Below are 26,974 nucleotides of genomic sequence, written 5' to 3' on the forward strand. Positions count from 1 at the left end.
AAAAATGCCAGACACTATTTCACGCCAAGGCGTTTTGCCAGGCGGTGTAAATTGGCGACATCTAATTGTAGCTGTCTGGCACTCGCCGCCCAGTTTCCGGCGTTGGCATCCAGGGTACTGATAATAATCTGGCGCTGGAAATCGTCGGTTGCGGTACGCAAATTATCCACCACCGGCACGGTTTCTCCCTGGATGTCAGCCGGTTTGGTATCTGCTTCGCTCAGTTGAAAATGTTGCGGCTGAAGCCAGACTTCACCGCCCGGCTTGCCTGAACGCGCTAACACGGTCGCGCGGTAAAGCGCATGTTCCAGCTCGCGAATGTTCCCTGGCCAGTCGTAACGACGCAGTAAATCACGCGCAGCATCGCTCAACGCCACCTGTTTAAGCCCCATTTTTACGCGGCTTTGCTCGCAGAAAAACCCCGCCAGCAGCGTGATGTCATCACCGCGCTCGCGCAACGGCGGAACATGCAGCGGAAACACGCTCAGACGATGGAACAAATCGGCACGAAACTCCCCTGCCAGCACATGCTGTTTAAGATCACGATTGGTCGCCGCCAGTACGCGCACATTGACTCTTTGGCTGCTGTCATCGCCCACTCGCTGTATATCGCCGTACTGTAAAACACGCAGCAATTTTGCCTGTAGCGTTAACGGCAACTCCCCGATCTCATCCAGAAACAGCGTGCCGTTATCTGCCATCTCAAACTTACCCGTTCGATGGTGAATAGCCCCGGTAAATGCCCCTTTCACGTGACCGAACAGCTCGCTTTCCGCCACACTTTCCGGCAATGCCGCACAGTTGAGGTACACCAGAGGATTGGCGGCACGCGCCGAACCACTGTGAATGGCCCGCGCCACCAGCTCTTTGCCGACGCCCGTTTCCCCGGTGATCAGCACATTGAGATCGGAACCGGCGACGATTTCGATCTCTTTCTTAAGCTGCATAATGCCCGCAGATAACCCGACCATTTCAGTGCTGTTGGTTTTACTGGCGGCGGGGAGCATGGCTACAGCAGGCGTTTGATTTTCAAGTTGTTCCATCAGCATGGCATTATTTAATGCACCGGCCGCCAACACGCTAATCAAACGCAACTCTTCATCACTGAAGTGATCGAACTGCAAAGGGTCCATTCCATCGACGGTTAACGCGCCAATCAGGTTTTGATCGGCAAATAGCGGTAGGCCGAGGCAAGCATGCACTTTTAAATCGGTATGGTCGGGAATGAGCCCGTCGTAGGGATCGGGTAATTCGCTCTCTGCGGGAAAACGCACCACATCCCCTGCCCGTGCAATAGCCTCAAGGCGCGGGTGTGCATCTAAATCGAAGCGCCGTCCGAGCACATCTTCCGCCAGCCCATCAATGGCCAACGGGCGAAATTGCCGGGCTTCATAACGCAGCAACGCCGTCGCATCACCACCTAAAAGCTGGCGCAAGGTGCGAATCAAACGAGCAAAACGATCCTGATGTGAAATGCCGCTTTGCAGCTCGATAGCAATATTGGCGAGAGAGGTAATAGACAGGCTCATAAGCGGCTCCATAAAACAATTTCGCTAACTTACTCTTCGGTAGTCAAAAAGACAATTCAATTGTCAAAACGACATCTCTTTGCATTGTCATTATGACAATTCAATTTTATCCATCTTCATTAAAACACTTTAAAATCAACAACATAAAAAGTTGGCACGCCATTTGTAATATATCCAACACAAGCATCATTTTTTTAATTCTTTTTGAGGTATGACAGATGGCTATTTTAGTAAAAAACAACATTCATTGGGTTGGCCAACGTGACTGGGAAGTGCGTGATTTCCACGGCACCGAATACAAAACGCTGCGTGGCAGCAGCTACAATAGCTATCTTATCCGTGAAGAAAAAAATGTGCTGATCGACACCGTCGACCACAAATTCAGCCGCGAGTTTGTGCAGAATTTGCGTAGTGAAATCGACCTGGCGGACATTGATTGCATCATCATCAACCATGCGGAAGAAGACCACGCGGGCGCACTGACTGAGTTGATGTCCTGCATCCCGGATACTCCGATTTACTGTACGGCTAACGCCATTGACTCCATTACCGGCCACCATCACCATCCTGAATGGAACTTCAACGTGGTGAAAACCGGTGACAGCCTGGATATTGGCAACGGCAAACAGCTGATCTTCGTTGAAACCCCAATGCTGCACTGGCCTGACAGTATGATGACTTACATGACGGGCGATGCAGTACTGTTCAGTAATGACGCCTTCGGCCAGCACTATTGCGATGAACGCCTGTTCAACGACGAGGTCGATCAAAGCGAACTGTTCGAACAATGCCAGCGCTACTACGCCAACATTCTGACACCGTTCAGCCGTTTGGTGACGCCGAAAATTACCGAGATCCTTGGCTTCAACCTGCCGGTGGACATGATTGCCACTTCCCACGGTGTGGTCTGGCGCGAAAACCCAACTCAGATTGTCGAAATGTACCTGAAATGGGCGGCAGATTATCAGGAAGACAGAATCACGATTTTCTACGACACCATGTCTAACAACACCCGAATGATGGCCGACGCGATTGGTCAGGGGATTAATGAAGTTGACCCGAGTGTGGCGGTAAAAATCTTTAACGTGGCCCGCAGCGACAAAAACGACATCCTCACCAACGTGTTCCGTTCCAAGGGCGTGCTGGTCGGCACCTCCACCATGAACAACGTGATGATGCCAAAAATCGCCGGACTGGTTGAGGAAATGACCGGCCTGCGTTTCCGTAATAAACGTGCCAGCGCCTTCGGTTCCCATGGCTGGAGTGGCGGCGCGGTAGACCGCCTGTCTACCCGCTTGCAAGACGCGGGTTTTGAAATGTCGATGAGCCTGAAAGCCAAGTGGCGTCCGGATCTCGACGCGCTGGAAATCTGCCGCCAGCATGGTCGCGAAATTGCCCGTCAGTGGGCTTTGGCACCGCTGGTTTCAGCACCTGCTGCCCCACAGCAGGTAAACGTTGCTGAAGTGAAAACCTGCGCTGACTTAGGTCCGCAAATGCAGTGCAGCGTGTGCCAATGGATTTACGATCCAGCAACCGGTGAATCCATGCAGGACGTCGCACCTGGCACCCCGTGGAGCGAAGTGCCTGACACCTTCCTGTGCCCGGAATGCTCGCTCGGCAAAGACGTGTTTGATGTACTGGCGACGGAGGCAAAATGAAACATGGCATTGTGATTATCGGTTCGGGCTTTGCTGCCCGCCAACTGGTTAAAAACATCCGCAAGCATGATGCGCAGGTTCCTGTGCGCCTGATTGCCGCCGACAGTATGGATGAATACAACAAGCCCGATCTCAGCCACGTTATCAGCCTGAACCAACGTGCAGACGACCTCACCCGGCAGCGTGCCGGGGAGTTTGCCGAGCAGTTTAATCTCACGCTGAACGCCAATAGCTGGGTTTCATCAATCGACCGCCACGAACGTCTGGTGAAATGTGGTGACCAGCAATGGCCGTATGACAAACTGGTTCTGGCGACCGGTTCAAGCGCCCTGCTTCCGCCGATTCCGGGTAAAGAGTTGATGCTGACGCTCAACAGCCAGCAAGAGTTTATGGCCTGCGAATCATCGCTGCGTGATGCTCGCCGGGTAATGATTCTAGGCGGCGGCCTGATTGGTACTGAACTGGCGATGGATTTTTGTCGCGCTGGCAAACAGGTGATTCTGGTGGATAACGCTTCCAGCCTGCTCGCCTCGCTGATGCCTGCTGAAGTCAGCAGCCGCCTTCAGCATCGACTGAATCAAATGGGCGTGGAACTGTTGTTTAATCAGCGGCTTGAATCACTGGCAAAAACAGAACAAAGCATAAATGCCACGCTGAGTAGTGGGAGAATGGTCAATGTAGATGCGGTTGTCGCCGCAATTGGCCTGCGTTCCAATATCGGGCTGGCGCAACACGCCGGTCTTGATGTGAATCGCGGTATTCAGGTCAATCGCCAGTTGCAGACTTCCGATGCCAATATCTACGCGCTCGGAGATTGTGCAGAAATAGACGGCAAGGTACTGCCGTTCCTGCAACCGATTCAATTTAGCGCCATGACGCTGGCCAAAAATCTGTTGGGCGCGGCTGACGGTCTTGCGCTTCCAGCCATGCTGGTAAAAGTAAAAACACCTGAATTGCCGTTACATCTGGCGGGCGAAACGCAGCGCAGTGATTTGCACTGGCAGATTTCAGTCGAGCCGCAAGGTTTAATCGCGAAAGGTTATGACATCGAGCAGCAATTGCGGGCGTTTATTGTGAGTGAAGCCCATATGAAACAGGCATTTGGATTGTTGCGCGAACTTCAGGTTTAACAGTTTTTACTGGGTGGATGACGCGATGTCATCCACCCAACCGCCCGCTTTACTCGTCGAGCAGTGGCGCAAAGCCACCATAGATCATGCGCTTGCCATCAAACGGCATTGACTCGCCAAATTCTTTCATCCGTGGGTCAGACATCATTTTGGCATTAGCTGCATCACGCACGGCTTTAGACGGGTATTCAATCCAGCTGAAAACAACTTCTTCGCTTTCTTCGGCTTTCACCGCCATACGAAAATCGGTGAGCTTGCCGTCGGGCACATCGTCAGCCCAACATTCCACTACGCGTAGCGCACCAAACTCTTTAAATAACGGCGCCGCTTTAGCGGCCATTTCCTTATACGCGTCTTTATTGGCTGCCGGTACAGCAACAACGAAACCATCAACATAAGGCATTGTAAACCTCCACGGTGTGGGGAAGACGGGTAGATGTTTTCCACCCGTGATGATTACGATTGATAAGTTTAGTCGTTAAGAATGAATGTCGCCTGTTCAGAGTCTGAGCAACATTTCATATTGCGTAACGGGATCCTGACGGTAGCCGCTACTTAAGAAAACTGGCGCAACAGGCTCGGGAATAGCCGTTGCGGTATAAAGTCCGCTAAAACGTTCGCGCAGCAACGTCAGCAATTTTTTCGCTAATCCCTGGCCACGCGCGGCTGGGTCAACATAAAGCATGCGCACTCTGTACCCTTGAGGAGCGGTCGCCACCATGGCGTACGCCACATCATTTAAAACGAACGCTTTGCCCGGTAATTTATAGAGCGTTTCTGGCGCACTCAGCCATGGCAATCGCAGGTTGGCATCGGTCATCATTTTGTTTGCCATTACCAGCGGGTCGATTTCCTGCAATTCGCCCGTTTGTGTAAACAACGCAGCACTGACGGCGTTAAACCCGACCAGAGTCTGCTGGCGCACAAATCCCATGCGTTCATACAACGCAAGTCCAGAGTCATTGCCGACAATGACTTCCAGCCACATGCTTCGGTCGCCACGCTCACGCGCTTCATCGATCAGTTGCTGCATAAACTGTCTGCCGAACCCTTGCCCGCGTAACTCAGGACGAATCGCGAAGGCGGCAAGACGGCTGGTTTGTCCACGCCGACTAATAATTGCCAGCGCTTTCGGTTCACCATTCTGCGTCCAGACTCGACTGTCATTCAGGCTCATATCTTCTGCCGCAAAACGCACTGCAAAGGTTTCACCGTCAATGGTGAAAGGAACCAGATATCCTTCAAAGCAGTGGGACAAAATGTCTGCTAGCTGATAGCTATTCCAGTGTGCCGCCGCGTTGCTGATGACCTCACTATGCATTGTTACCTCATCGAATCGGGGTTTTGGCTTCAACATTAGGGCACAATAGTCGGTTCAACCAGGTTTTTTTGTGAACGAGGCTGAATGCGAAACCACGGTAAACAGAGTTGAATCAATGGGCCAATCGCCAGTGCATACAGCACCGTTCCGACACCCAATGTGCCGCCCATCATCCACCCCGCCAGCAACACAGTTAACTCAATCGCCGTACGTACGCTTCGTACCGACCAACCGGTGCGCGCATTAATTCCGGTCATCAAACCATCTCGCGGGCCGGAACCAAACCCAGCACCAATGTACATCCCGGTCGCAATCGCATTCACCAGAATGGCGGCTAAGAGTAAAAAGCTGCGCATCACCATGGATTCAATCGGCGGCATTAAGGCGAGGGCGGCGTCAGCGGCCAGGCCCAGCACAATCACGTTGCTGATTGTCCCAAGCCCTGGTTTCTGGCGCAGCGGGATCCACAGCAGCAACACCAGTGCACCCACCACGATCATTACCATGCCAATATTTAAAGAGAAGATCCGCGCCACGCCGAGGTGGAAAACGTTCCAGGGATCAGCCCCTAAATTGGCCCGTACGAACATCGCCGTGGAAACCCCATACAATACCAGGCCGGTATACAGTTGCAGCAAGCGACGAGCGATCATGATCTTCCCCTCAGTTTTCTTTTGTGGCTTTACTTTCATGCAAAATGGAGCTGATATTAAGGTCCAGTTGATACAAAGTGGATTGCTATGACACAGCGCAGAACCGGTTCTTCATCCCTGACAAAATTGCTGGGAAACTGGCAACAGGATCTCCCCCGAACGCCGGTTTATCGCCAACTGGCAGATGGGTTACGGTTGTTGATTCTGGATGGACGTCTGCCACTCGACAGCCGCCTGCCGGGTGAGCGCGAACTGGCAACGGCGCTCGGTATTAGTCGAACAACAGTGGCGACCGCACTCGCGCAATTGCGTGATGAAGGATACCTGGCAAGTCGGCAAGGGTCAGGTTCTGTCACTATGTTGCCAGAAGGGAAACAAAGCGTTTCTCCACTCCCCGGCCAGGCTGCCACGTTAGATCTCTCCACCGCTGCACTTGCTGCTGGCCCGGAAATTCATCAGGCCTATGCCAACGCGCTGATCGCCTTACCGGAACATCTGGGGTCGACCGGTTACAACCAGCAGGGTTTACCTGAATTGCGTCAGGTTATCGCCCAACGCTACGCTGCCCGTGGGCTGCCGACTCACGCCGATCAAATTATGGTTGTTAATGGTGCACTGAGTGGCTTTGGGTTGATCCTGCGTCTGTTGACTGGGCCTGGAGATCGCGTGGTCATGGACCACCCCACTTACCCGATGGCACTGACAGCAATCAAAGGAGCTTCGTGTCGCGCCGTTCCCGTAAGTCTGACCGAACAGGGTTGGGATACTGAGGGGCTTGCGGCCACGATTGCCCAAACTTCCCCACGACTGGCCTATTTAATTGCGGATTTCCATAATCCCACCGGGCGTTGTATGGACGTGCAAACGCGTACCGCTATCGCTGATATTGCCGCACACACGCGCACCACCATCGTGGTGGATGAAACCATGGTCGATCTGTGGTTTGACAACCCACCACCGCCACCGTTGGCCGCTTTTGATAACGATGATCGGATAATCACCCTGGGATCGGGGGGGAAAAGTTTCTGGGGCGGTTTGAGGATAGGCTGGATTCGTGCCTCAGCGCGGACCATTGCGTCACTGATGCAAATCCGTGACACGCTGGATCTGGGCTCGCCAATACTCGAACAACTCGCAGCCATCCACTTGTTTAACGAAGCTGAAAACTTCTTGCCTGAGCGACGCGCCATGCTGTGTCGCCATAGAGATACCTGCGCCGAAACAGTCAAAGAGTTGTTCCCGGACTGGAAAATAACCGTTCAGCCCGAAGGAGGATTATCCTGGTGGATTGAGCTGCAAAAACCGTTGGCAACCGTCTTTGCGGCCAGCGCGGAATCCATCGGTATTCGCATTGGCGCAGGCCCACGTTTTGGAGCCGAAGGGGCGTTTGAACGGTATTTGCGTTTGCCATTCACCCTTGAACCCACGCAAATGCGTGCAGCGCTGGAGCGATTAAAGCCGATTTGGGATAACCTGGCGCAATCCGGGAATGAGTATTTAAGAAGAGCCGTGGTTTAGCAGGAGGCAGAATGTCTCTTTAATAATCTTCAGGTAATATTTTATTAATAGAAATCAACTTGCCATTTTTCACTGAAATATATCCCCCTTCCTTCAAATCAGCGAGCACACGAAACACATGCGTGCGCGATAATTTAGTCCGGCGAATAATAAAATTCGCCAGACCTTCACTTTCATTAGGAAATGTTTTAGCTCTATAGAGATAACGATATAACATTGGCTTAATCGTCTGATAGCTTGTCAGCTGTTTCCGCTCAGAATGAAGCTCCAGAGAAAATATGGTCATGAAAATCAAAATTTTTGATAACACCTGCATATACTCAGCATTTTGATAAAAGATCTCATCAAAATCCTGCCAGGAGATTTTAACCATCTCAACAGGTGTCATGCATTTATATTCAAAGTCTACTTGTGGGCAATATCTTTCCATCAGACCAATGGGCATGAGTTCTATGGCATTGCCAATAGTGAGCTCACTTTCCGCATGGGAGATGGCGATAGAACCTTCCAGAGGAAAGTAAATAAAACCCGGTGCTGGCTCTATTTTTTCTTTATCTGGAAAGATGAGCCGCTCACCTTTTTCGCACACATCAACAACAAAGTCACCCAGATCAAGCGATTGATAACAAAAATGAATATTTTCAAAATCAGCTTTCACAGGCACCTCAAATAGACGAACAGTTGTTGCAGTATAGTGTTACTGAAGGTTGGATGCCTGTACAGAGTTAAGTTGTTATTTTCACACCCGCAACAGCAAGTATCACGGGTATAGTCCCATTTGGCACTATTGCGCTGTAAAACAATCCACTAAAATTGTCGAAATAGTAAATACATTTTTTAACCTGCATCAACAGTCAATATTAGTGAGTATTTAAAAAATATATTTACTCTTGCCATGGCGACTCCGATTCGTCAAATACATAACATTGCCATTTAGAGGTTGAATTAATGAGATTGAATCTGATAGCCAAAAGTCTGGCTGTCGCGGGTTTACTGGTCACAATGTCAGTAACAGCGGCAACACCTGCGCCGACAAAAGAAGCAACGGCAGCAACCAAGCGCGCTAATGACGCGCTTTACAACCAACTTCCTTTCTCTAATAAAACCGACTTTACCAACGCACATAAAGGTTTTATTGCCGCACTTCCACAAAGTGTTATTAAAGGTGAGTACGGAAATGTTGTCTGGGACCCTCAACAATATTCTTTCATCAAAGAAGGCGATAAAGCGCCCGATACGGTAAATCCAAGCCTTTGGCGTCAGTCTCAACTCATCAATATTGGCGGTCTGTTTGAAGTCACTGACGGTGTTTACCAGATCCGTAATCTTGATTTGTCCAATATGACGATTATCGAGGGCCAAAAAGGTATTACCGTGGTCGACCCGCTCGTTTCCGCAGAAACAGCGAAAGTCGGCATGGATCTTTATTATAAAAATCGCGGTAAAAAGCCGGTTGTTGCGGTTATTTACACCCATAGCCACGTTGACCATTACGGCGGTGTCCGTGGTGTGGTTGATGAAGCCGATGTGAAAGCTGGGAAAGTTAAAATCTATGGTCCACAGGGGTTTATGGAAGCTTCTGTTGACGAAAATATCATGGCGGGTAACGCGATGAGTCGCCGCGCCAGCTACATGTACGGCAACCTTTTGCCTGCTGATGCAAAAGGCCAGGTGGGTGCAGGTTTAGGGACCACAACGTCTGCGGGTACGGTGACTTTACTGGCGCCAACAAACTACATAACACACACGGGGCAGGAAGAAGTTATCGATGGTCTGACCTACGACTTTATGATGGCACCAGGTTCTGAAGCCCCATCTGAAATGTTGTGGTACGTCAAAGAGAAAAAAATGATCGAAGCGGCGGAGGATGTGACTCACACGCTGCACAACACTTATTCTTTGCGTGGGGCAAAAATCCGCGATCCGCTGGCCTGGTCTAAATATATCAATGCCGCCATTGATCGTTGGGGCAACGATGCCGAAATTATTATCGCACAGCACCACTGGCCAACCTGGGGCAAAGATAATGTCGTGAGCCTGATGAAAGGCCAGCGCGATATGTATCGTTATATCAATGACCAGACGCTGCGTATGGCAAACCAGGGCCTGACACGCGATGAAATTGCAGCGAAGTTCAAATTGCCGCCAAACCTAGCCAAAACCTGGGCAAGCCGAGGTTATTACGGTTCCGTCAGCCACGACGTAAAAGCCACCTATGTGTTTTACCTCGGTTGGTTTAATGGCAATCCGGCAACGTTAGATGAGCTGCCACCGGAAGATTCTGCGAAGAAATTCGTCGAATACATGGGAGGTTCTGATGCTGTCCTGCAGAAAGCCAAAACTGACTTTGAACAGGGCAATTACCGCTGGGTCGCTCAGGTTGTGAGTAAAGTCGTCTTCGCCGATCCGACCAACAAAACTGCGCGAAACCTCGAAGCAGATGCGCTGGAACAGCTCGGTTATCAGGCTGAATCAGGCCCATGGCGTAACTTCTACCTGACCGGTGCTCAAGAACTTCGCAACGGCGTGGTAATAGGCCCAACGCCAAATACAGCCAGCCCTGATACCGTTAAGGCAATGACGCCAGAAATGTTCTTCGATTATTTGGCGGTGCATATCAATGGTGAGAAAGCCGGTGATGCCAAAGCGGTGTTTAACATCGACCTGGGGAACGATGGCGGTAAATACAAGCTGGAGCTGGAAAACGGGGTGTTAAACCATACCGCTAACACCGAAGCAAAAGATGCCGATGCGACCTTTGTCCTGAACAGAGATACCCTTAACAGAATTATCCTTAAAGAAGAAACGCTCAAACAGGCGGTGGATAAAGGTGATGTTAAGGTGACGGGTAACGGGGCGAAGATGAACGAAATGCTTAGCTATATGGATAACTTTGAGTTCTGGTTCAATATCGTGACGCCATAATACAAAAGCCCTGTGGCGTATGTCGCAGGGCTTATTTTGCAGTTATTTATCATTCCCCACAACGCCTCAAAGCAACAATTCCTCTCTACCCGCTCATTTCCAGCAACACCCTTCCCTCAAACGATATCGATAAAAGGCAGGCAAAACCAACGTTATCCAGAAAGGAAACGTAAGCAGAAGAATAGAATGGAAATATTGGGAAGGCAGAATTGGGTGGGGGCCCTGCCAGCTACATCCCGGCACACACGTCATCTGCTGCGGCTGCTTCCTTCCGGACCTGACCGAATTCACAAATTAGTGTTGCGGGAGAACCAACAGGGCCCCCATTGAGAGCGCTAGTTACCTAACGCGCAGCCGCATTATCCATGTTGCCCCAGGCAATTGCAAGCAAGGAGCGGTCAGGTGTTGCTTTCTTGCGCAGCCCCTGTTTTTCTTTCTAGTTTAGCGCACGACGATTATTCTTACCCTCAGGCTGTTATACCCAGGTGACGTCAAGGCGCAGGGTAAATGGAGTTAGCTATGGAAAATAACGATTCATTCCCGCAGCGCGTTTATCAGATTATCGCTGCTATCCCGGAAGGTCACGTCACAACCTATGGTGATGTGGCCCGGCTGGCAGGTTCACCGCGCGCCGCACGGCAGGTGGGCGGAGTTCTCAAACGCTTACCTGAAGGCAGTAAATTACCCTGGCACCGCGTAGTTAATCGTCATGGCACAATTTCACTGACAGGCCCGGATTTACAACGTCAGCGCCAGGCTTTGCTTTCAGAAGGGATTATGGTGTCAGGCAACGGGCAGATTGATATGCAGCGTTATCGCTGGAATTACTAAAAAGCGCCTCCGCAGAGGCGCATCAGAATTACATTTGCGTTGGAGCTGGTACCGCTGACGAAGGGTTAACCTGAGTCGGCGAAGTCAACGGAACGGTCGTTGAAGCCCCGCCGTTGTCCTGAACAGGAACTGCCGTCTGCTGAACAGGTACCAATGTCAGATCCGCTTTAACTCCCCCATTGTTTATTACCGGCTGAATGGTATCGGTGATAAACATTAGCTGATTATTCACGGTGATTGCCGCGCTCAGAATGATGCGCGCGTTAGGTTGAATATCTGCTGGGTTATACGGCAACACAAAGCTGAACGGCGATTGTTTCCCTTCCGTACGGACAGCTCTCTGCGACAGCACTCTTGACGGAGCATCCGCCAAAGATGCATCAGATAACGTTACCGTGAGGACCGCATCTGGTGGAAGCGCGATACGTTGACGAATCCAAACCGTACCCGAAACATTGGGCTGCTGAATATCAGACTGCGCTAAAGAGGCTGCAGATGAAGTTGTTGCAGCAGGGGCAGGCGTTGGGATATCCGCACTTTTCTGCGCACATCCCACCATCGCAACAGCAATGGCTAAACCACTTAACGTATGCATAAGTTTCATTGATAGTTCTCCTTATTATCAAAATGCATTGAGTGTAAGTGTGGCACATATCACTAATTTTTGCCGAAATTCAGAAATATCGTAAGGTCGGGCCACTGGGTGGCGATTGTTGGAAACCTGTTATAATCAGGCCAATTGCACCATTTTTATTATTTCATTGAGGACCTTTTATGAGTCAGGCGCTCAGCAATTTGTTGGCATTACTCAATCTGGAAAAGATTGAAGAAGGTATTTTTCGTGGCCAGAGCGAGGACTTAGGTTTACGTCAGGTTTTCGGTGGACAAGTCGTTGGCCAGGCGCTTTATGCTGCCAAAGAAACCGTGCCAACAGAACGCCTGGTGCACTCATTCCACAGTTACTTCTTGCGTCCCGGTGACAGTTCAAAGCCGATTGTTTACGACGTAGAAACCCTGCGCGATGGTAATAGCTTCAGCGCACGACGCGTGGCGGCGATTCAAAATGGCAAACCTATTTTCTACATGACCGCCTCTTTCCAGGCACCAGAACCGGGTTTTGAGCATCAAAAAGCCATGCCTGCGGCCCCTGCCCCGGAAAATCTGAAGTCAGAAACAGAAATCGCCATGGCGTTTGAAAAGTTGCTGCCACAAAGTCTGAAAGATAAGTTTCTGAGTGAAAAGCCACTCGAGATCCGCCCGGTGGTATTCCACAACCCTATGCAAGGGCATGTTGATGAGCCGGTACGCCAGGTGTGGATGCGCGCTAACGGCAAGTTACCGGCCGATTTACGCGTGCATCAGTTACTGCTGGGTTATGCCTCTGATTTTAACTTCCTTCCCGTCGCGCTTCAGCCACATGGCGTGGGTTTCCTTGAGCCGGGCATGCAAGTGGCGACCATCGATCACTCGATGTGGTTCCACCGCCCGTTTGATATGAATGACTGGCTGTTGTATAGCGTGGAAAGTACGTCGGCTTCCAGTGCGCGTGGCTTTGTTCGCGGGGAGTTTTATTCACGCGATGGCGTGTTGGTGGCGTCAACGGTGCAGGAAGGTGTGATGCGTAAGCGAGGTTAGGGTCAGGACGCCCTCACCCCGGCCCTCTCACCTAGGAGAGGGAGGAAACTGATCGATCCCCTCTCCCGGGTGAAGATGGAAACCGGCCAATCCCCTCTCCCTCGCGAAGATGAGAACCGGCCAATCCCCTCTCCCTTTGGGAGAGGGTTAGGGTGAGGGGAAACAATTATGCGTTGTAAGCATTTTCGCCGTGGCTGTTCACATCCAGACCTTCACGCTCTTGCTCTTCTGGTACACGCAGACCCACAGTCAGGTCAGCAACCTTGAAGCCGATGAACGCAACCACTGCGGACCAGACAATCGTCACACCGATACTTTCCAGTTGCACCAGTACCTGATGGCCCATGGTCACGCCTTCTGCATAACCCACGCCACCCAGAGAGGTTGATGCAAAGATACCGGTCATGATGCAACCTACGATACCGCACACGCCGTGGACACCAAACACATCGCAAGGGTCATCCACACGCAGCCATTTCTTCAGCAGGGTTACGCCCCACAGCCCCGCCAGACCGGCCACGATACCGATAATCAGTGCACCGCCGACGCCGACATAACCACACGCTGGAGTGATACCAACCAGACCGGCGATAGCACCAGAACACGCGCCCAGCAAAGAAGGCTTGCCACGTAATGCCCACTCACCAAACACCCAACCAAGGACTGCCGCTGCTGTTGCCACAACCGTGTTCACAAAGGCCAGTGCTGCGATTTCGTTTGCCGCACTCGCAGAACCTGCGTTGAAGCCAAACCAGCCAAAGTACAGGATGGCTGTGCCGGTAAACACCATTGGCAGGTTATGCGGTTTGAACGCTTCTTTACCGTAACCCACGCGCTTACCAATCAGGTAAGCCCCCACCAGCCCCGCCACCGCGGCGTTGATGTGTACGACTGTACCGCCCGCGAAGTCCATCGCGCCGTGCGTTGCCAGTAAACCGCCACCCCACACCATATGTGCAATCGGCACATAAGAGAGCGTCAGCCAAATCACAACGAAGATCAGCACCGCAGAGAAGCGAATACGTTCAGCTAATGCGCCAACAATCAGTCCCACGGTGATACACGCGAAGGAGCCCTGGAACGCAACGTGAATATATTGGTAGAAAGACCCCATCAACGCGGTGAGCTGAATATTTTTCAGCAACAGCCAGTCGAAATTACCGAAGAAGTTGCCGCCGGTGCCAAAGGCCAGTGAATAACCGAATACCACCCACAGCACGCAAACCAGTGCAAATGTGACCGTTATCTGCGTCAACATCGACAGCACGTTTTTAGAGCGAATCAAGCCGCCGTAAAACAGTGCTAACCCAGGTATTGTCATAAACAGCACCATCGCGGTGCTAATCATCATAAAGGCGTTGTCTGCTTTATCGGCCACCGCTGGTGCTGCCAGAGCAATTGATGGCGCAAGTGCCAGGGCTACAACGCCTAAGATAGAGGCTAATTTGTTCATTTTTTCCATCCCTTTCACGAGTGGCAAGACGATTACAGTGCGGCTTCGTCGGCTTCGCCGGTACGAATGCGGATGACGCGTTGCAGTTCAGCAACGAAAATTTTGCCATCACCAATCTTGCCGGTATAGGCAGCTTTGCTAATGACATCAATGACTTCGTCGAGCTGGTCATCGGCAATGGCCACATCAATTTTCACTTTTGGGAGGAAATTGACGCTGTACTCAGCACCGCGATACAACTCTGCGTGACCTTTCTGACGGCCAAAACCTTTAACTTCGGTCACGGTCAGCCCTTGAATACCGATTGCAGACAGCGCCTCGCGTACGTCTTCGAGTTTGAACGGTTTGATAACCACGGTAACCAGCTTCATAGATCCCCTCCAGTCAGAATTGGGTAATTGCCTCTACAACACGATTTAGATAAAGCAAAGGCCATGCCAAAAATGAAAAACAGGCATTTTCAGCGCGTTAAACCGCGCGGTATAAGGATTCAATGGCTGGAAATTACGATGACTGGGATTAAGAAATTTCTTAGATAATAAAAACGCACCATTTAAGTGCATGGTGCGTTTCTTTTCTGCACCAACGGGGATGCCCATTGGGTTTATGCGTGTTTTTGGTGCGTCAGGCCGTCGCGGTCTCCTCACGAGTAGCCGCCGCTAATTCTTCACCCGCTAGTTGCAGTTGATACATCTGCCAGTAGCGGCCTTGTTGCGCCAGCAGTTCACTGTGCGTGCCGCGTTCAACCGCTTGCCCACGGTGTAACACCAGAATGGTGTCGGCATCAGTAATCGTGGACAGACGGTGAGCAATCACCACAAGCGTTGTGTGCTCACGGACCGCGGCCAGCGCATGCTGAATGGCCTGCTCGGTGCCGGAGTCGATATTTGCTGTCGCTTCATCGAGGATTAAAATCTGCGGCGCATCCACAAGCACACGGGCCAATGCCAGCAATTGCTTCTGGCCGACAGACAAATTATTACCCTGCTCACCCAGACGCGTATAAATCCCCTCACTCATGGTGCGCGCCAGTTCTGCGAGCTGCACCGTTTCCAGCGCCTGCCAGACTGCCGCTTCGCTGATGTCGCGCCCAAGCGTTACGTTGGCAAAGAAGGAGTCCGCCAACACCACCGGATCTTGTTGCACCATCGCAACGCCCTGACGCAACACGCCGTGGCTCAGCGTGTCCAGCGGGCGACCATCAAGACGAATCTCACCGCTGGTGAGTGGGTAATAGCCCATCAGCAAGTTAGCCAACGTACTTTTCCCACTGCCGGTATGCCCTACCAGCGCGACGAAACTGCGCGCGGGAACATCAAGGTTGATGTCCTGCAATACCAGTCTGTCGCCGCGATAGGCAAACGACACGTTATCCACTTCAATACGGCCACTTTCCAACGGGCGATTATCGTTGCCGTAATCCTGACGCTTACCGTCCATCAGTTCAAACACACGTTCACCCGCCACCACCGCTTGTTGCAGCATCGATTGTTGGGTGGTGAGTTCGATCAGGGGTTCATTAAGACGCCCTAAATAGTTGATAAATGCGTATAACACACCAACTTCGATTGTCCCGACCGAGGTAAAACCAAACAGCATCAATAAGCCGCACAGTACCATCGCTGAAAACAAACTCAGCAGCGGCCGCAGTAAAAAACCATCCAGTCGCAGGGTTTGCATCCGCGCCAGATAGTGCGAACGGCTGGCAGCATTCATACGCTCGCCAAAACGCGCTTGTTGGCGGAACTGCTGGATAACGCTCATCCCATTGATGACTTCGTTAAAACCATCGTTGATATCAGCCAGATAGCTGCGTACCCGGCGAACAATCGGCGTGCTGTAACGTTGGTAGATGAACATCACGATAATAACTGCTGGGAAGATGCAAACCGCCACCGACGCCATGCGCCAGTCGAGGCTGAACATCGCCACCAGCATTGCGCCAATTAACGCAGCACTTCGCAATACGGTCGCAACCACCGTCACGTAAAGGTCACGAATCACTTCGGTGTCGTTGGTGACGCGGGAAATTAATTGCCCAACAGGCTGGGTATCAAAGGTGCTAAGCGGCTGACGCAATGCAGCATCCATCACGTCAGTGCGAAGCTTCTGCACCACGCCAACGGCAGCCTGGTTAAACAATAACGCTTGCCAGTAATGCAACCCCGCAGCCGAGATAGACAGCAGCAGATAGGCGGTCGCCAGCCCCGCGACCGCCGCGACAGGCAGACGATGCTCAGAAACCATATTATCGATGAAGTAGCTCACGATAATCGGGCCACTAACTTCGGCGGCGGCAGCAATCCACAGCATGACCACCGCGCCCGCGAGCGGTTTACGCCACGGTGAGCCATAAGCCAGCAGGCGTTTTATGGTTGGCCATTGCTGTATTGATTTACGCATTGGCGGGTTCCTCGTCTGCTGTCGTTTCTGGCGCATCGTCCAACGCCGCTTCCAATTGTTGATAACGATACATGTCGCGATACCAACCCGGCATTCCCACCAACACATCGTGATTGCCACGTTGGGCAACATGCCCGTGCTGCATGACCAGAATTTCACTGGCTTCGGTCAATGCCGACAGACGGTGCGCACTAATAATTACCGTGCGGTTTTCGCCCCACTGACGCAGGTTATGCAGGATTTGGTGCTCGGTTCGTCCATCGACGGCTGAAAGGGCATCATCGAGGATCAAGATTTCCGCATCGAGTAATAACGCACGGGCGATAGAAATACGCTGCTTCTGGCCGCCAGAAAGCATCACACCACGCTCGCCAACTTCGGTTTCGTAACCTTGTGGCAAACGCAGAATATCGTCGTGAACGCTGGCAAGCCTGGCTACATGTTCAATTTCTTGCTGCGTTGCGCCCGGTTTACCCAGCGCGATGTTGCTGGCCACCGTATCCGAGAACAGGAATGGCGTCTGGTTTACCACCGCCAGACGGCTGCGCCAGGAGTCGAGTTGCATCTGTACCAGCGGGATCCCATGGAAACAAATCTCACCTTGGTCGATATCAAAATGACGCTGGAGAAGAGACAGAATGGTACTTTTCCCGGCCCCCGTTGGCCCACATAGCCCCAACATTTCGCCCGGTTTTAAGGTAAAGGAGACGTTTTCAAGCGTTGGCCGTGCCGTTTGTGGATAGTGGAACGCCTGAATATTCACGTCCACGGTGCCGCGACCGGCTGGCGCTTCTTTGTCACCATCAAGGACTGACGGCGCTTCGGATAACATGCTGCGAATGCGGCTGTACGCCGCACTGCCGCGTTCAACAATATTGAACATCCACGCCAGCGCCAGCATCGGCCAAATCATCAGGCCGAGGTACATCACGAAACTGGTCAGTTGTCCAAGCGTCAGCGAGCCCTGAATTACCATCCAACTGCCACCACCAATCGCGAGCAGGTTTGCCGTACCAATGGTGATATAAATCGTCGGGTCAAAGCGCGCATCGACCCGCGCTACTCTCATGTTTTTCTGCCCGGCATCTTTGGCTTCGGCGGCAAACAATGCAGATTGTCGGTCTTCAAGACCAAATGCTTTGATCATGCGGATGCTGGATAAACTTTCCTGCGTCCTGTCGTTAAGCGTTGAGAATGCCGCCTGGGCAAGCTTGAAACGTTGATGTAATTGGTCACCATATCGTTTGATCACCAGCGCCATAACGGGCATGGGCAGTAATGCGAGTAAGGTGAGTTCCCAGCTGATTTGCGTCGACATCACGATAAGTACCGCGCACCCCATCACCAGCGAATCAACGAGAGTGAGCACGCCCTCGCCTGCGGCAAAAACCACACGGTCGACATCATTGGTCGCACGGGCCATCAAATCACCGGTACGGTGACGCAGATAGAATTCAGGGTGCTGGCGGCTTAGCTGACGGTAGTAGTCCTCGCGCAATTCAACAGCAAGCTGGTAAGACGCGCCGAACAGCAGCACACGCCAGACGTAACGGAGTATGTAGACGATCACCGCAATAACGAGTATCACACCAATCCACATCAACACGTCGCTTCCGGAGAGGCGCTGTTGGGTGACACCATCAACAATCACGCCCACCAGTTTTGGTGGCACCAATTGCAGGATTGCAATGATAATAAGCAAGGCGACAGCCCCGAGATAGCGTCGCCATTCGCGGGTGAAGTACCAGCTTAATTGAGCAAATAATCGCACGCAGTCAGATTCCTGAAGTACTGTCTGCCGATGTCAGGCAGAGAAATAAATTCTATTGAGGCCGGGAACGTGAATACCCAAAATAATTGAAGTATGGCGGGTATAATTCAGCGCTCTAATGGCAACGCCGTCGTGTATTTTATCTGTTCCATGGCAAAACTCGAAGTCACATCGCTTAAACCAGGAATGCCGTTCACCAGCCGTTTGTAAAAATCGTCATACCGTTTCATGTCTTCTACCTGCACACGCATCAGGTAGTCGTACTCTCCTGCCATACGCCAAAAACCCAGCACCTCTGGCATCTCTGCGACGACCGCGACAAATTTGCAGTACCACTCACTGCTGTGATGCTGGGTTTTTATCAGCACAAATGCGGTCAGACCAAGGCCTAGTTTTTCCGGGTCTAAAAGCGCGACCTTTGCCCGAATAATGCCGTCATCTTCAAGCCGTTTCAGGCGTTTCCAGCAGGGTGTGGTAGTCAGATTAACGGCATCAGCGAGTGCCTGCAAAGAGAGGGTGCAGTCGTTTTGCAGCAAGGATAGCAGCTTACGGTCAATTTTATCTAACATGGCGTATTCCAGGAGAAATTTTTTCTCCATTGAACGCCCCTGACAGGCTAAAAGGCAACTTTTTTATCTTCTTTTTGCATTACTCTAGGCACAAATAAACAAACGGGCAACATCATGACGACTAGTTGGGTAAACCACGCTATAAGCGAAATAAACGCCGATTACCAACGCTCCGCGGATACACATTTGATCCGTCTTGCGCTACCTGGATTTCCCGGTATTCAGCTCTACCTGAAAGATGAAAGTACTCATCCGACTGGCAGCCTTAAACATCGTCTTGCCCGTTCACTGTTTTTATATGGTTTATGTAACGGTTGGATTAAAGAAGGCACGACCATCATTGAGGCGTCTTCAGGTTCAACCGCTGTTTCAGAGGCCTATTTTGCCCGTTTGTTAGGGCTGCCGTTTATCGCGGTTATGCCCGCCTGGACGGCGAAACGTAAGATTGAGCAGATTGAGTTTTATGGTGGCCGCTGTCATTTCGTGAACAATGCCTGCGAGATTTATGCCGCTTCAGAAACGCTGGCTCGCGAATTGAACGGCCATTATATGGATCAGTTCACCTACGCTGAACGTGCGACCGACTGGAGAGGTAATAACAATATTGCCGACAGTATTTTCCGTCAGATGGAACATGAACCGCATCCGGTGCCCGATTATATCGTGATGAGTGCAGGCACAGGCGGCACGTCAGCGACCATTGGCCGTTATTTGCGCTACCTGGGATACCCAACACAACTGGCCGTAGTCGACCCGCAAAATTCAGTGTTCATGGATTACTGGCAGAAACGTGATTGCAGCTTGCGCAGTGCAGTGGGCAGTAAAATTGAAGGGATTGGTCGCCCACGCTGCGAGCCGTCGTTCATTCCGGATGTCATCGACGAAATGATGCGTGTCCCTGATGCGGCGAGTATTGCCACCATGCAGTGGCTGGAAACCGTGCTGGGCCGAAAAGTTGGCGCATCCACCGGGACCAATATGTGGGGAGTCTTGCAGCTAGCCGCGCGTATGCGTGCTGAAGGACGCGCCGGTTCCATTGTGACGCTACTTTGCGACAGCGGTGAACGTTATCTGGAATCCTATTACAACGCGGAATGGGTGAAGGAAAATATCGGTGATGTGTTGCCGTGGCAACGTGAAATTCAGGATTTGATTAAGTAAAAAAGTGGCCGGAAGAAAATTCCGGCCTGCTGTAAGCCTTATCATTCGGGGGAATAAGTGAGGTTTGGTGTATCCAGCCAATGCGTCAAATAATGAGAAACAGCCTGTTTATTGCAGTGACCAATAACAGGTAAATGCGGTAAATCTGCTTTCAGTTGCGCCATCGCGTTACCCATGATCAAACCATGACCCACGCTTGAGAGCATTTCGCGATCGTTCATCGCATCGCCAAACGCCATACAATCTTTCATCGTCAGACCGAGATGCTGACTTAATACCTTAAGTGCCGATCCTTTGTTGCAGCCAATCGGTAAAACTTCCAGGCAGTCCACCGCAGAGAAACAGAGGAACGCGCGCTCGCCCAGAGCCTCTTCCAACTGAACTTTCAGACGCAGAAGATCGTCGTGGGGACCACAGAAGCAAATCTTGGTCACTTCATCAGACGGTATGCGTTTAACATCGACAATTTTCGGGCTGAAGCCGCTGTAAACGTGGGCATTGAGCATTTCCCCAACTTCATATTGGGTTAACCAGCCGGTGTCATTAAACACATGCAGGCTTGCCTGAGTATCCCACGTCCCATGGATCACTATTTCTGCCGCTTCCGCAGAGAGATCCTGCCGATGCAGTAACTCCCCTTCCATTGAGTGAACTCGCGTCCCGTTTCCGGTAATCAAAAAGGCTTCCAGTGACAGAGAGCCCAGAATATGGCGCATTTCCAAAACATGGCGGCCAGTGGCAAAGGCGAGTGTCATCTGGCGTTCTTCACGCAGACGGTTCAGGGTACGCAGCGTTTCATCACCCAAATGGTGATTGGGCATTAACAACGTACCATCCATATCAAATGCAGCCAGACGAGCCATGTTCACTCCAGTTTGTGACGACTAAAACACAATTGGCAGTATCACCTGGCATATACGGAACTAATAGTGAATACTTTCTGAAAATTGTTCCGGGTTTATACCGTTGAGACTATTAAATCGACTAAACCAATTTCAGCGTTTATGGCAGCCTTCTGCGGGTGAAGACCAACTCGTGACTGTCGCAGAGCTGGCTGGCCGCTGTTTTTGCAGTGAGCGGCATGTGCGAACGTTACTAAATCAGTTGCAAGATGCGGGTTGGTTAACCTGGCAGGCACAATCTGGACGAGGGAAACGAGGCACACTCACTTTTCTGGTGACGCCGGAGAGCGTTCGTTCAGGAATGATGGAGCAGGTATTGCACAAAGGGCAGCACCAGAACGCTCTCGAACTGGCGCAAATCGCGCCGGAACAATTGCGACAGTTGCTGCAACCGTTTCTCGGCGGACAATGGCAAAATGATACGCCAACGCTGCGTATTCCTTATTACCGTCCGCTTGAACCTCTGCAACCGGGGTTTCTACCGGGCCGTGCTGAACAGCATTTAGCTGGGCAAGTTTTTGCTGGACTCACCCGTTTCACCTCTTCTAACGCCCTCCCACAACCTGATCTGGCTCATCATTGGGAAATCTCTGAGGACGGCCTGAACTGGTTTTTTTTTATTCGCTCCACGCTTCACTGGCACAATGGCGAACCCGTAGAAACCACACAGCTACAACAACGTTTGATGATGCTATTGGCACTCCCAGCAATGCGCCGTCTGTTCGTCAGCGTGAAAAGCATTGAGATTGCCCATACGCAGTGCATCCGTTTTGTGCTGCATAGTCCCGATTACTGGCTGGCTCATCGTCTGGCAAGTTATTGCAGCCGCCTGGCGCATCCAGAAGACACGCAAATTGGCTGTGGGCCATTTCGCATCAACAGCTTTAAAGAGAATCTGGTGCGTATCGAGAGTTTTGAGTCTTACCATCTCGGCCATCCGCTACTCAAAGCGGTGGAATACTGGATAACCCCGCAGCTATTCGATACCGAATTAGGTACCAGTTGCCGCCATCCGGTGCAAATAGCCATTGGCCAGCAGGATGAACTGGTGCATCTGCGCCCCGTCAGCAATAGCATCAGCCTCGGTTTTTGTTATCTGGCGGTAAAGCAGAACGGTAATCTGTCACCAGAACAGGCGCGCTTTCTGATGCAGATCATCCACCAGCAAGAGCTTATCGCCAGTCTGCCCGTCGATGAATCGCTGATCATGCCAAGCCACGAGATGATCCCAGGCTGGAAAATCCCGGAATGGACAAAGTGCAATGCGGTGACACTCCCGTCACGGTTGACGTTGCTTTATCATTTGCCGGTTGAATTGCACGTAATGGCACAACAGCTTAAAACTTATCTTGCTGCTTTAGGTTGTGAATTAACGCTAATTTTCCACGACGCAAAAAACTGGACCGACTGTGAAGCATTAGCAGACGCGGATTTAATGATGGGTGACCGATTAATTGGTGAAGCGCCGGTTTACACGCTGGAGCAATGGCTTCGCAGTGATGTCCTGTGGCCTGCGGTTCTCACGGAAATCCAGTACACGCATTTGCAGGCTACGCTCGACACCGTACAAATCCACCCGGACGAAAATGCCCGCAGCACTGGTTTGCAAGAGGTGTTTAGCGGATTAATGCGCGACGCCATCGTATCGCCACTGTTTAATTACCGTTACCAAATCAGTGCGCCACCCGGCGTGAATGGCATTGAACTCAACGCATGGGGATGGTTCGATTTTACCCGAGCGTGGTTACCACCACCTACTATGGTGTGAAGAAGCTGGGCAGCCACGTAGCCTAAGCGTTACCATATCTTTTTACGTGTTCTACAGGATTGATTCATGAAACGTGCAGTTGTCGTCTTTAGTGGTGGTCAGGACTCCACAACCTGCCTGATTCAGGCTTTAAAACAATATGATGAAGTCCACTGTGTGACGTTTGATTATGGTCAGCGCCACCGTGCTGAGATTGACGTTGCCCGTGAACTCGCGCTGAAACTGGGTGCTCGTGCCCATAAAGTCCTGGATGTCACCTTACTGAATGAATTAGCGGTCAGTAGCCTGACGCGCGACAACATTCCAGTACCCCATTACGATCCTTCAGAAAATGGTATTCCAAGCACCTTCGTGCCGGGACGCAATATCCTGTTCCTGACGCTCACGGCCATTTATGCTTATCAGGTTGAGGCCGAAGCGGTCATCACTGGTGTTTGTGAAACAGACTTCTCAGGCTACCCGGATTGCCGCGATGAATTCGTGAAAGCTTTGAATCACGCCGTCAGCCTCGGCATGGGCCGTGATGTGCGTTTTGAAACCCCTCTGATGTGGCTGGATAAAGCAGAAACCTGGGCGCTGGCAGATTATTGGCAGCAACTCGATCTGGTACGTCACGAGACCCTGACGTGTTACAACGGCATTCAGGGCGATGGCTGTGGTGAGTGCGCAGCCTGCAATCTTCGAGCTAACGGGCTAAACCATTATCTGGCGGATAAACCGGCGGTAATGGCAGCCATGAAAAAGAAAACCGGCCTGAAGTAATTCAGTGGGCGTGGCTTTGCCACGCCCAACCGCTTATTCCATCATTTGTACTAACTTTTCGCGCAATTCCCCTTCAAGCGGAACCGACTTCTGCGTTTTCAAATCGATGCAAACGAATGTCAGCAGCGCGTCTGCCACAATCTCACCCTCTGGCTCAAGTTTCACAACCTGGCTCAGCACCCCGCTTTTCCCGTTGAGTTGCTGCAACGAGCTTTCGATTCGCAAAAGATCGCCAAGTACTGCCGGGCGGCGGTAGTTAATATTGATATTGACCACAATGAACGCGATGTTGTGATCCGTCATCCACTGGAAACCTGCCGCATTTTCCAGCCCTTCCCAGCGGGCTTCTTCAAGAAACTCAAGGTAACGGGCATTGTTAACATGCTGATAAAAATCAATATGATAACCCCGAACTTTGATTTGTGTTTGCATAGCGATAAAACCCTATTTTTATTAGTGAGCAGGTGGAGTAAACAGGTCACTCCAAACTGGTATGACCTGTCATTTAGCATAGCAAACTTTTTAGGCTGCGCGAGCCGCGTGCACTAAACGTTAAAGCTTAATGTGAGACAGATTACGTTCCACTAACGCACTGCCAATCCCCGGCACCTCTTGTAATTGCTCCAGCGCTTTGAATGGACCGTATTCTTCACGATAACTCACAATCGATTGCGCCTTTTTCAGCCCCACACCATTCATCGCCTGTGCAAGAGCTTCTGCGCTGGCGGTGTTAATACTCACAACGACATCGTCAGCATCGGCTGGTTTTGCCGTGGTGATGGGGGTGGCCGGTGTTTTTTCAACGTGTTGTTGAGCAGTCTCATTCCTGACGGCAGTTGGGGCAGCGATTGCCTGAGAACACGCGCTGGCACCGATCAATGCGACGGCGATACAGACTGTTTTTATTCCACTTTTGATTCCTGGTTTCATGCTGTTCCTCCTTGTGTGTTGACAGCAAAGCCACCTTAACGGGAGAAAAAAACAGGGACAATTGGCAATATTTAAATGTGGAAAAGGCCGCGAAAGCGGCCTTTGAATGTTGCAGAGCGTTGCAGTGGAGTGCGAGCAACGCCGAAGAACGTTACTGCTGTTCGATGCTGTCACCCATCTTAATTTTCGCTTCTTTGCGCAGATTGCTCATCAACGCTTCGAAAGCAATTTGGGCATTGTTCTGGGTGATACCTTGCACCATTGCTTTCTTCTGGTCTGCTGGCATATCGCCAGGTTTAACCTCATCCACCGCTAACAAAACAACGTTACCTTGCATATCGTTAGCGACGCCGAAGGAAGGCTTGTCTTTAGCTGGCAATGGCACCATGAAAGCAGCCTGGCTGATTGGGTCCTGGCCAGTACGGGTCAGCGTTTTTGCAGCACCGAAGCTTAAACCCACGGCTTTCATCGCTTCGTCGCCTTTGCCAAGTTTCAGCGCGTTCAGAAGTTTGTCTGCATCCTGCTTCGCTTGTTGCTCAGCTTTCTGATGTTTAACCTGCGCGATAACCTGCTCGCGAACTTCAGCTAACGGCTTAATAGCTTCAGCTTTATGTTCTGTGACACGCACAACGAAAGCACGGTCGCCATCAACAGTGATGATGTCGGAGTTGCTACCTGGTGTGCCGTTAGCACCAACCAGACCGCCATTGAAAATAACGTCAGAAACTGGTTTGAAGTCTAACTCAGCAGGCAAGTTGTCGTGACCGAACCAACCTGTCTCAACAGCTTTAACACCCGCCACTTTTTCAGCGCTTGCCAGAGATTCGTTGTCATTACTTGCCGCGTCACTTACTTTCTGTTGCAGAGCATAGTAAGCATCAACGGCTTTCTCTTGTTTCACTTTCGCAGCAATCGCATCTTTAACTTCAGACAACGGTTTGGTTTGCGCAGGCTCGACATCGTCCAGACGGACAACCAGGAAACCAACAGACGATTTAATCACGCCAGAAAGTTGGCCTTTATCTTTCAGGCCTGCGTTTTTCAGCTCGTCCGGTGTAGTGCCTGACTCCAGCCAACCCATGTCGCCACCTTTGCGAGCAGAGATGATGTCAGCAGATTTTTCTTTAGCCAGTGCAGCAAAGTCAGCGCCTTTGTTCAGTTCATCAAGAATCGCTTTAGCTTCGGCTTCAGTTTTGGTTTGAATCACGCTGTAGCGGTTACGTTGAGGCTGAGTGAACTCATCCTGATGTTGGTCGTAGTAAGACTGGATGTCAGCATCAGCCACTTCAACTTTCTGAGAAGCCGCATCAAGCATGATGTAGCTGACCCGGAATTGCTCAGGGGCGATGTAGTTGTTTTTGTTTTGCTCGTAGCTGGCGTTAATTTCCTGCTCGGTAACCTCTTGCTTAGCAGCCAGTGCATTCACATCGATTGTGGCTTCACGAACCACACGCTGCTGTGACACAAGAGCCGCCAACTCATCAGTTTCACCCGTCAGCATGAAGTCAGTGCCAACGATGGCATTGATCAGTTGCTGAGTCGTCAACTGATTGCGCAGTGCTTGCGCGTACTGATCGGGCGTCATCCCCATATTGTTGAGGATGGAGGTATAACGCGCATTATCAAACTTGCCGTTGTTCTGGAATGCAGGTTCTTTAAAGATGGCTTGTTTGATTTGTTCGTCGCTGATACTCAGGCCAAGGTGTTTGGCATACTGATCCATCAACGCCTCATCAACCATGCGCGACAGCACTTGCTGGCGCATCTGCTTCATGTAGCCTTCGTTGCCTGCCAGTACAGAGAACTGTTCGCCCAGTTGCTGCTGTTGGCGGTTACGTTCGCTCGCAACGGCGTTTTCAAACTGGCCACGGCTAATTTCTTGACCATTCACTTTTGCGGCGTAGTTGGCGCCACCACCGATCAGGTAGCCACTCACGCCAGTCAAAATGAATGACACGATAATGATGCCGAAAATTATCTTGATTACGAGGCTGTTTGCCGCCGTACGTAAATTGTCCATCATGGTGTAACAACACTCCACTGTAGTGTGAATGG

Annotated in this window: 24 protein-coding genes and 1 other RNA gene; 9 read left to right on the top strand and 16 right to left on the bottom strand. The window is 51.2% G+C overall.

Features of this window, described 5'->3' with window-relative positions:
- Positions 1–14: 14 nt before the first annotated feature.
- Complete coding sequence (norR, locus tag OH773_RS16730; RefSeq protein WP_270140187.1) at positions 15–1,529, bottom strand: nitric oxide reductase transcriptional regulator NorR; 1,515 nt, start codon at positions 1,527–1,529, stop codon at positions 15–17.
- Positions 1,530–1,747: 218 nt separating this feature from the next.
- Between norR and norV the strand changes: the two genes are divergently transcribed.
- Both norV and norW read left to right on the top strand, forming a co-directional pair.
- The gene (norV, locus tag OH773_RS16735) at positions 1,748–3,187 is read left to right on the top strand and encodes an anaerobic nitric oxide reductase flavorubredoxin (protein WP_270140189.1); all 1,440 of its coding nucleotides are present in this window, start codon (positions 1,748–1,750) and stop codon (positions 3,185–3,187) included.
- Complete coding sequence (gene norW, locus OH773_RS16740; protein ID WP_270140191.1) at positions 3,184–4,317, top strand: NADH:flavorubredoxin reductase NorW; 1,134 nt, start codon at positions 3,184–3,186, stop codon at positions 4,315–4,317. Before norV ends, norW begins: the two co-directional genes overlap by 4 nt.
- Before the next feature lie 49 nt (positions 4,318–4,366).
- Here the strand turns inward: norW and OH773_RS16745 are convergent, their stop codons facing one another.
- The 3 genes from OH773_RS16745 to yczE all read right to left on the bottom strand — a co-directional run bounded on the left by OH773_RS16745 (position 4,367) and on the right by yczE (position 6,288).
- Complete coding sequence (locus OH773_RS16745; protein WP_270140194.1) at positions 4,367–4,720, bottom strand: DUF1428 domain-containing protein; 354 nt, start codon at positions 4,718–4,720, stop codon at positions 4,367–4,369.
- Between the two features lie 96 nt (positions 4,721–4,816).
- A complete protein-coding gene (locus OH773_RS16750; protein WP_270140197.1) occupies positions 4,817–5,638 on the bottom strand; it encodes a GNAT family N-acetyltransferase in 822 nt (273 codons plus the stop codon).
- Between the two features lie 35 nt (positions 5,639–5,673).
- Complete coding sequence (gene yczE, locus OH773_RS16755) at positions 5,674–6,288, bottom strand: membrane protein YczE (RefSeq protein WP_270145929.1); 615 nt, start codon at positions 6,286–6,288, stop codon at positions 5,674–5,676.
- A gap of 90 nt (positions 6,289–6,378) precedes the next feature.
- Here yczE and yczR point away from each other — a divergent pair, with 90 nt between their 5' ends.
- Positions 6,379–7,809, top strand: a complete 1,431-nt coding sequence (gene yczR / locus OH773_RS16760) for a MocR-like transcription factor YczR (protein WP_270140200.1) — start codon at positions 6,379–6,381, stop codon at positions 7,807–7,809.
- Between the two features lie 19 nt (positions 7,810–7,828).
- Here yczR and OH773_RS16765 read toward each other — a convergent pair whose 3' ends face one another.
- Entirely contained in the window at positions 7,829–8,467 is a 639-nt protein-coding gene (locus OH773_RS16765; RefSeq protein WP_270140202.1) for a helix-turn-helix domain-containing protein, read from the bottom strand.
- A gap of 290 nt (positions 8,468–8,757) precedes the next feature.
- On the opposite strand from OH773_RS16765, the gene OH773_RS16770 reads away from it, so the two are divergent.
- Complete coding sequence (locus OH773_RS16770; RefSeq protein WP_270140204.1) at positions 8,758–10,734, top strand: alkyl/aryl-sulfatase; 1,977 nt, start codon at positions 8,758–8,760, stop codon at positions 10,732–10,734.
- A 220-nt stretch (positions 10,735–10,954) separates the two neighbouring features.
- Here OH773_RS16770 and ffs read toward each other — a convergent pair.
- Positions 10,955–11,051: signal recognition particle sRNA small type (gene ffs, locus OH773_RS16775), an RNA gene on the bottom strand.
- Between the two features lie 202 nt (positions 11,052–11,253).
- On the opposite strand from ffs, the gene OH773_RS16780 reads away from it, so the two are divergent.
- On the top strand, positions 11,254–11,565 hold the full coding sequence (locus OH773_RS16780; protein WP_183271310.1) for an MGMT family protein: 312 nt from the start codon (positions 11,254–11,256) through the stop codon (positions 11,563–11,565).
- A 28-nt stretch (positions 11,566–11,593) separates the two neighbouring features.
- On the opposite strand, the gene OH773_RS16785 is transcribed toward OH773_RS16780, so the two are convergent.
- Positions 11,594–12,169, bottom strand: a complete 576-nt coding sequence (locus OH773_RS16785; protein WP_270140207.1) for a YbaY family lipoprotein — start codon at positions 12,167–12,169, stop codon at positions 11,594–11,596.
- Between the two features lie 170 nt (positions 12,170–12,339).
- Between OH773_RS16785 and tesB the strand changes: the two genes are divergently transcribed.
- Positions 12,340–13,200: an acyl-CoA thioesterase II gene (gene tesB, locus OH773_RS16790; RefSeq protein WP_270140209.1), complete on the top strand. Its 861-nt coding sequence runs from the start codon at positions 12,340–12,342 to the stop codon at positions 13,198–13,200.
- A 166-nt stretch (positions 13,201–13,366) separates the two neighbouring features.
- On the opposite strand, the gene amtB is transcribed toward tesB, so the two are convergent.
- The 5 genes from amtB to OH773_RS16815 form a co-directional block, all read right to left on the bottom strand.
- Positions 13,367–14,653 (bottom strand): ammonium transporter AmtB, encoded by a 1,287-nt coding sequence (gene amtB / locus OH773_RS16795; protein WP_270140211.1) that lies wholly within the window; start codon positions 14,651–14,653, stop codon positions 13,367–13,369.
- Positions 14,654–14,685: 32 nt separating this feature from the next.
- Positions 14,686–15,024 carry a P-II family nitrogen regulator gene (gene glnK, locus OH773_RS16800; protein WP_183271314.1) on the bottom strand — a complete coding sequence of 113 codons (339 nt, stop codon included), beginning with the start codon at positions 15,022–15,024 and terminating at the stop codon, positions 14,686–14,688.
- Positions 15,025–15,277: 253 nt separating this feature from the next.
- The gene (locus tag OH773_RS16805; protein ID WP_270140213.1) at positions 15,278–17,056 is read right to left on the bottom strand and encodes a SmdB family multidrug efflux ABC transporter permease/ATP-binding protein; all 1,779 of its coding nucleotides are present in this window, start codon (positions 17,054–17,056) and stop codon (positions 15,278–15,280) included.
- On the bottom strand, positions 17,049–18,827 hold the full coding sequence (locus OH773_RS16810) for a SmdA family multidrug ABC transporter permease/ATP-binding protein (protein WP_270140215.1): 1,779 nt from the start codon (positions 18,825–18,827) through the stop codon (positions 17,049–17,051). The genes OH773_RS16805 and OH773_RS16810 overlap by 8 nt, the downstream gene beginning before the upstream one ends.
- A gap of 107 nt (positions 18,828–18,934) precedes the next feature.
- Entirely contained in the window at positions 18,935–19,396 is a 462-nt protein-coding gene (locus tag OH773_RS16815) for an Lrp/AsnC family transcriptional regulator (RefSeq protein ID WP_270145931.1), read from the bottom strand.
- A gap of 114 nt (positions 19,397–19,510) precedes the next feature.
- Between OH773_RS16815 and OH773_RS16820 the strand changes: the two genes are divergently transcribed.
- On the top strand, positions 19,511–20,557 hold the full coding sequence (locus OH773_RS16820) for a PLP-dependent cysteine synthase family protein (RefSeq protein WP_270140217.1): 1,047 nt from the start codon (positions 19,511–19,513) through the stop codon (positions 20,555–20,557).
- A gap of 41 nt (positions 20,558–20,598) precedes the next feature.
- Here OH773_RS16820 and cof read toward each other — a convergent pair whose 3' ends face one another.
- Positions 20,599–21,420 carry an HMP-PP phosphatase gene (cof, locus tag OH773_RS16825; protein WP_270140219.1) on the bottom strand — a complete coding sequence of 274 codons (822 nt, stop codon included), beginning with the start codon at positions 21,418–21,420 and terminating at the stop codon, positions 20,599–20,601.
- Positions 21,421–21,523: 103 nt separating this feature from the next.
- On the opposite strand from cof, the gene OH773_RS16830 reads away from it, so the two are divergent.
- Positions 21,524–23,227, top strand: coding sequence for an SgrR family transcriptional regulator (locus OH773_RS16830; protein WP_270140221.1), 1,704 nt, complete (start codon positions 21,524–21,526; stop codon positions 23,225–23,227).
- 66 nt (positions 23,228–23,293) lie between these two features.
- On the top strand, positions 23,294–23,989 hold the full coding sequence (gene queC / locus OH773_RS16835) for a 7-cyano-7-deazaguanine synthase QueC (RefSeq protein ID WP_270140224.1): 696 nt from the start codon (positions 23,294–23,296) through the stop codon (positions 23,987–23,989).
- Positions 23,990–24,022: 33 nt separating this feature from the next.
- Here queC and OH773_RS16840 read toward each other — a convergent pair whose 3' ends face one another.
- From OH773_RS16840 to ppiD, 3 genes are all read right to left on the bottom strand, one after another.
- Positions 24,023–24,421 (bottom strand): YbgC/FadM family acyl-CoA thioesterase, encoded by a 399-nt coding sequence (locus OH773_RS16840; RefSeq protein WP_270140226.1) that lies wholly within the window; start codon positions 24,419–24,421, stop codon positions 24,023–24,025.
- A 120-nt stretch (positions 24,422–24,541) separates the two neighbouring features.
- Entirely contained in the window at positions 24,542–24,907 is a 366-nt protein-coding gene (locus OH773_RS16845) for a helix-hairpin-helix domain-containing protein (protein WP_270145933.1), read from the bottom strand.
- A gap of 163 nt (positions 24,908–25,070) precedes the next feature.
- Positions 25,071–26,942: a peptidylprolyl isomerase gene (gene ppiD / locus OH773_RS16850; protein WP_270140228.1), complete on the bottom strand. Its 1,872-nt coding sequence runs from the start codon at positions 26,940–26,942 to the stop codon at positions 25,071–25,073.
- Positions 26,943–26,974: the final 32 nt, after the last annotated feature.

The organism is Buttiauxella sp. WJP83 (assembly GCF_027594725.1).
Taxonomy (GTDB): Bacteria; Pseudomonadota; Gammaproteobacteria; order Enterobacterales; family Enterobacteriaceae; genus Buttiauxella; species Buttiauxella selenatireducens.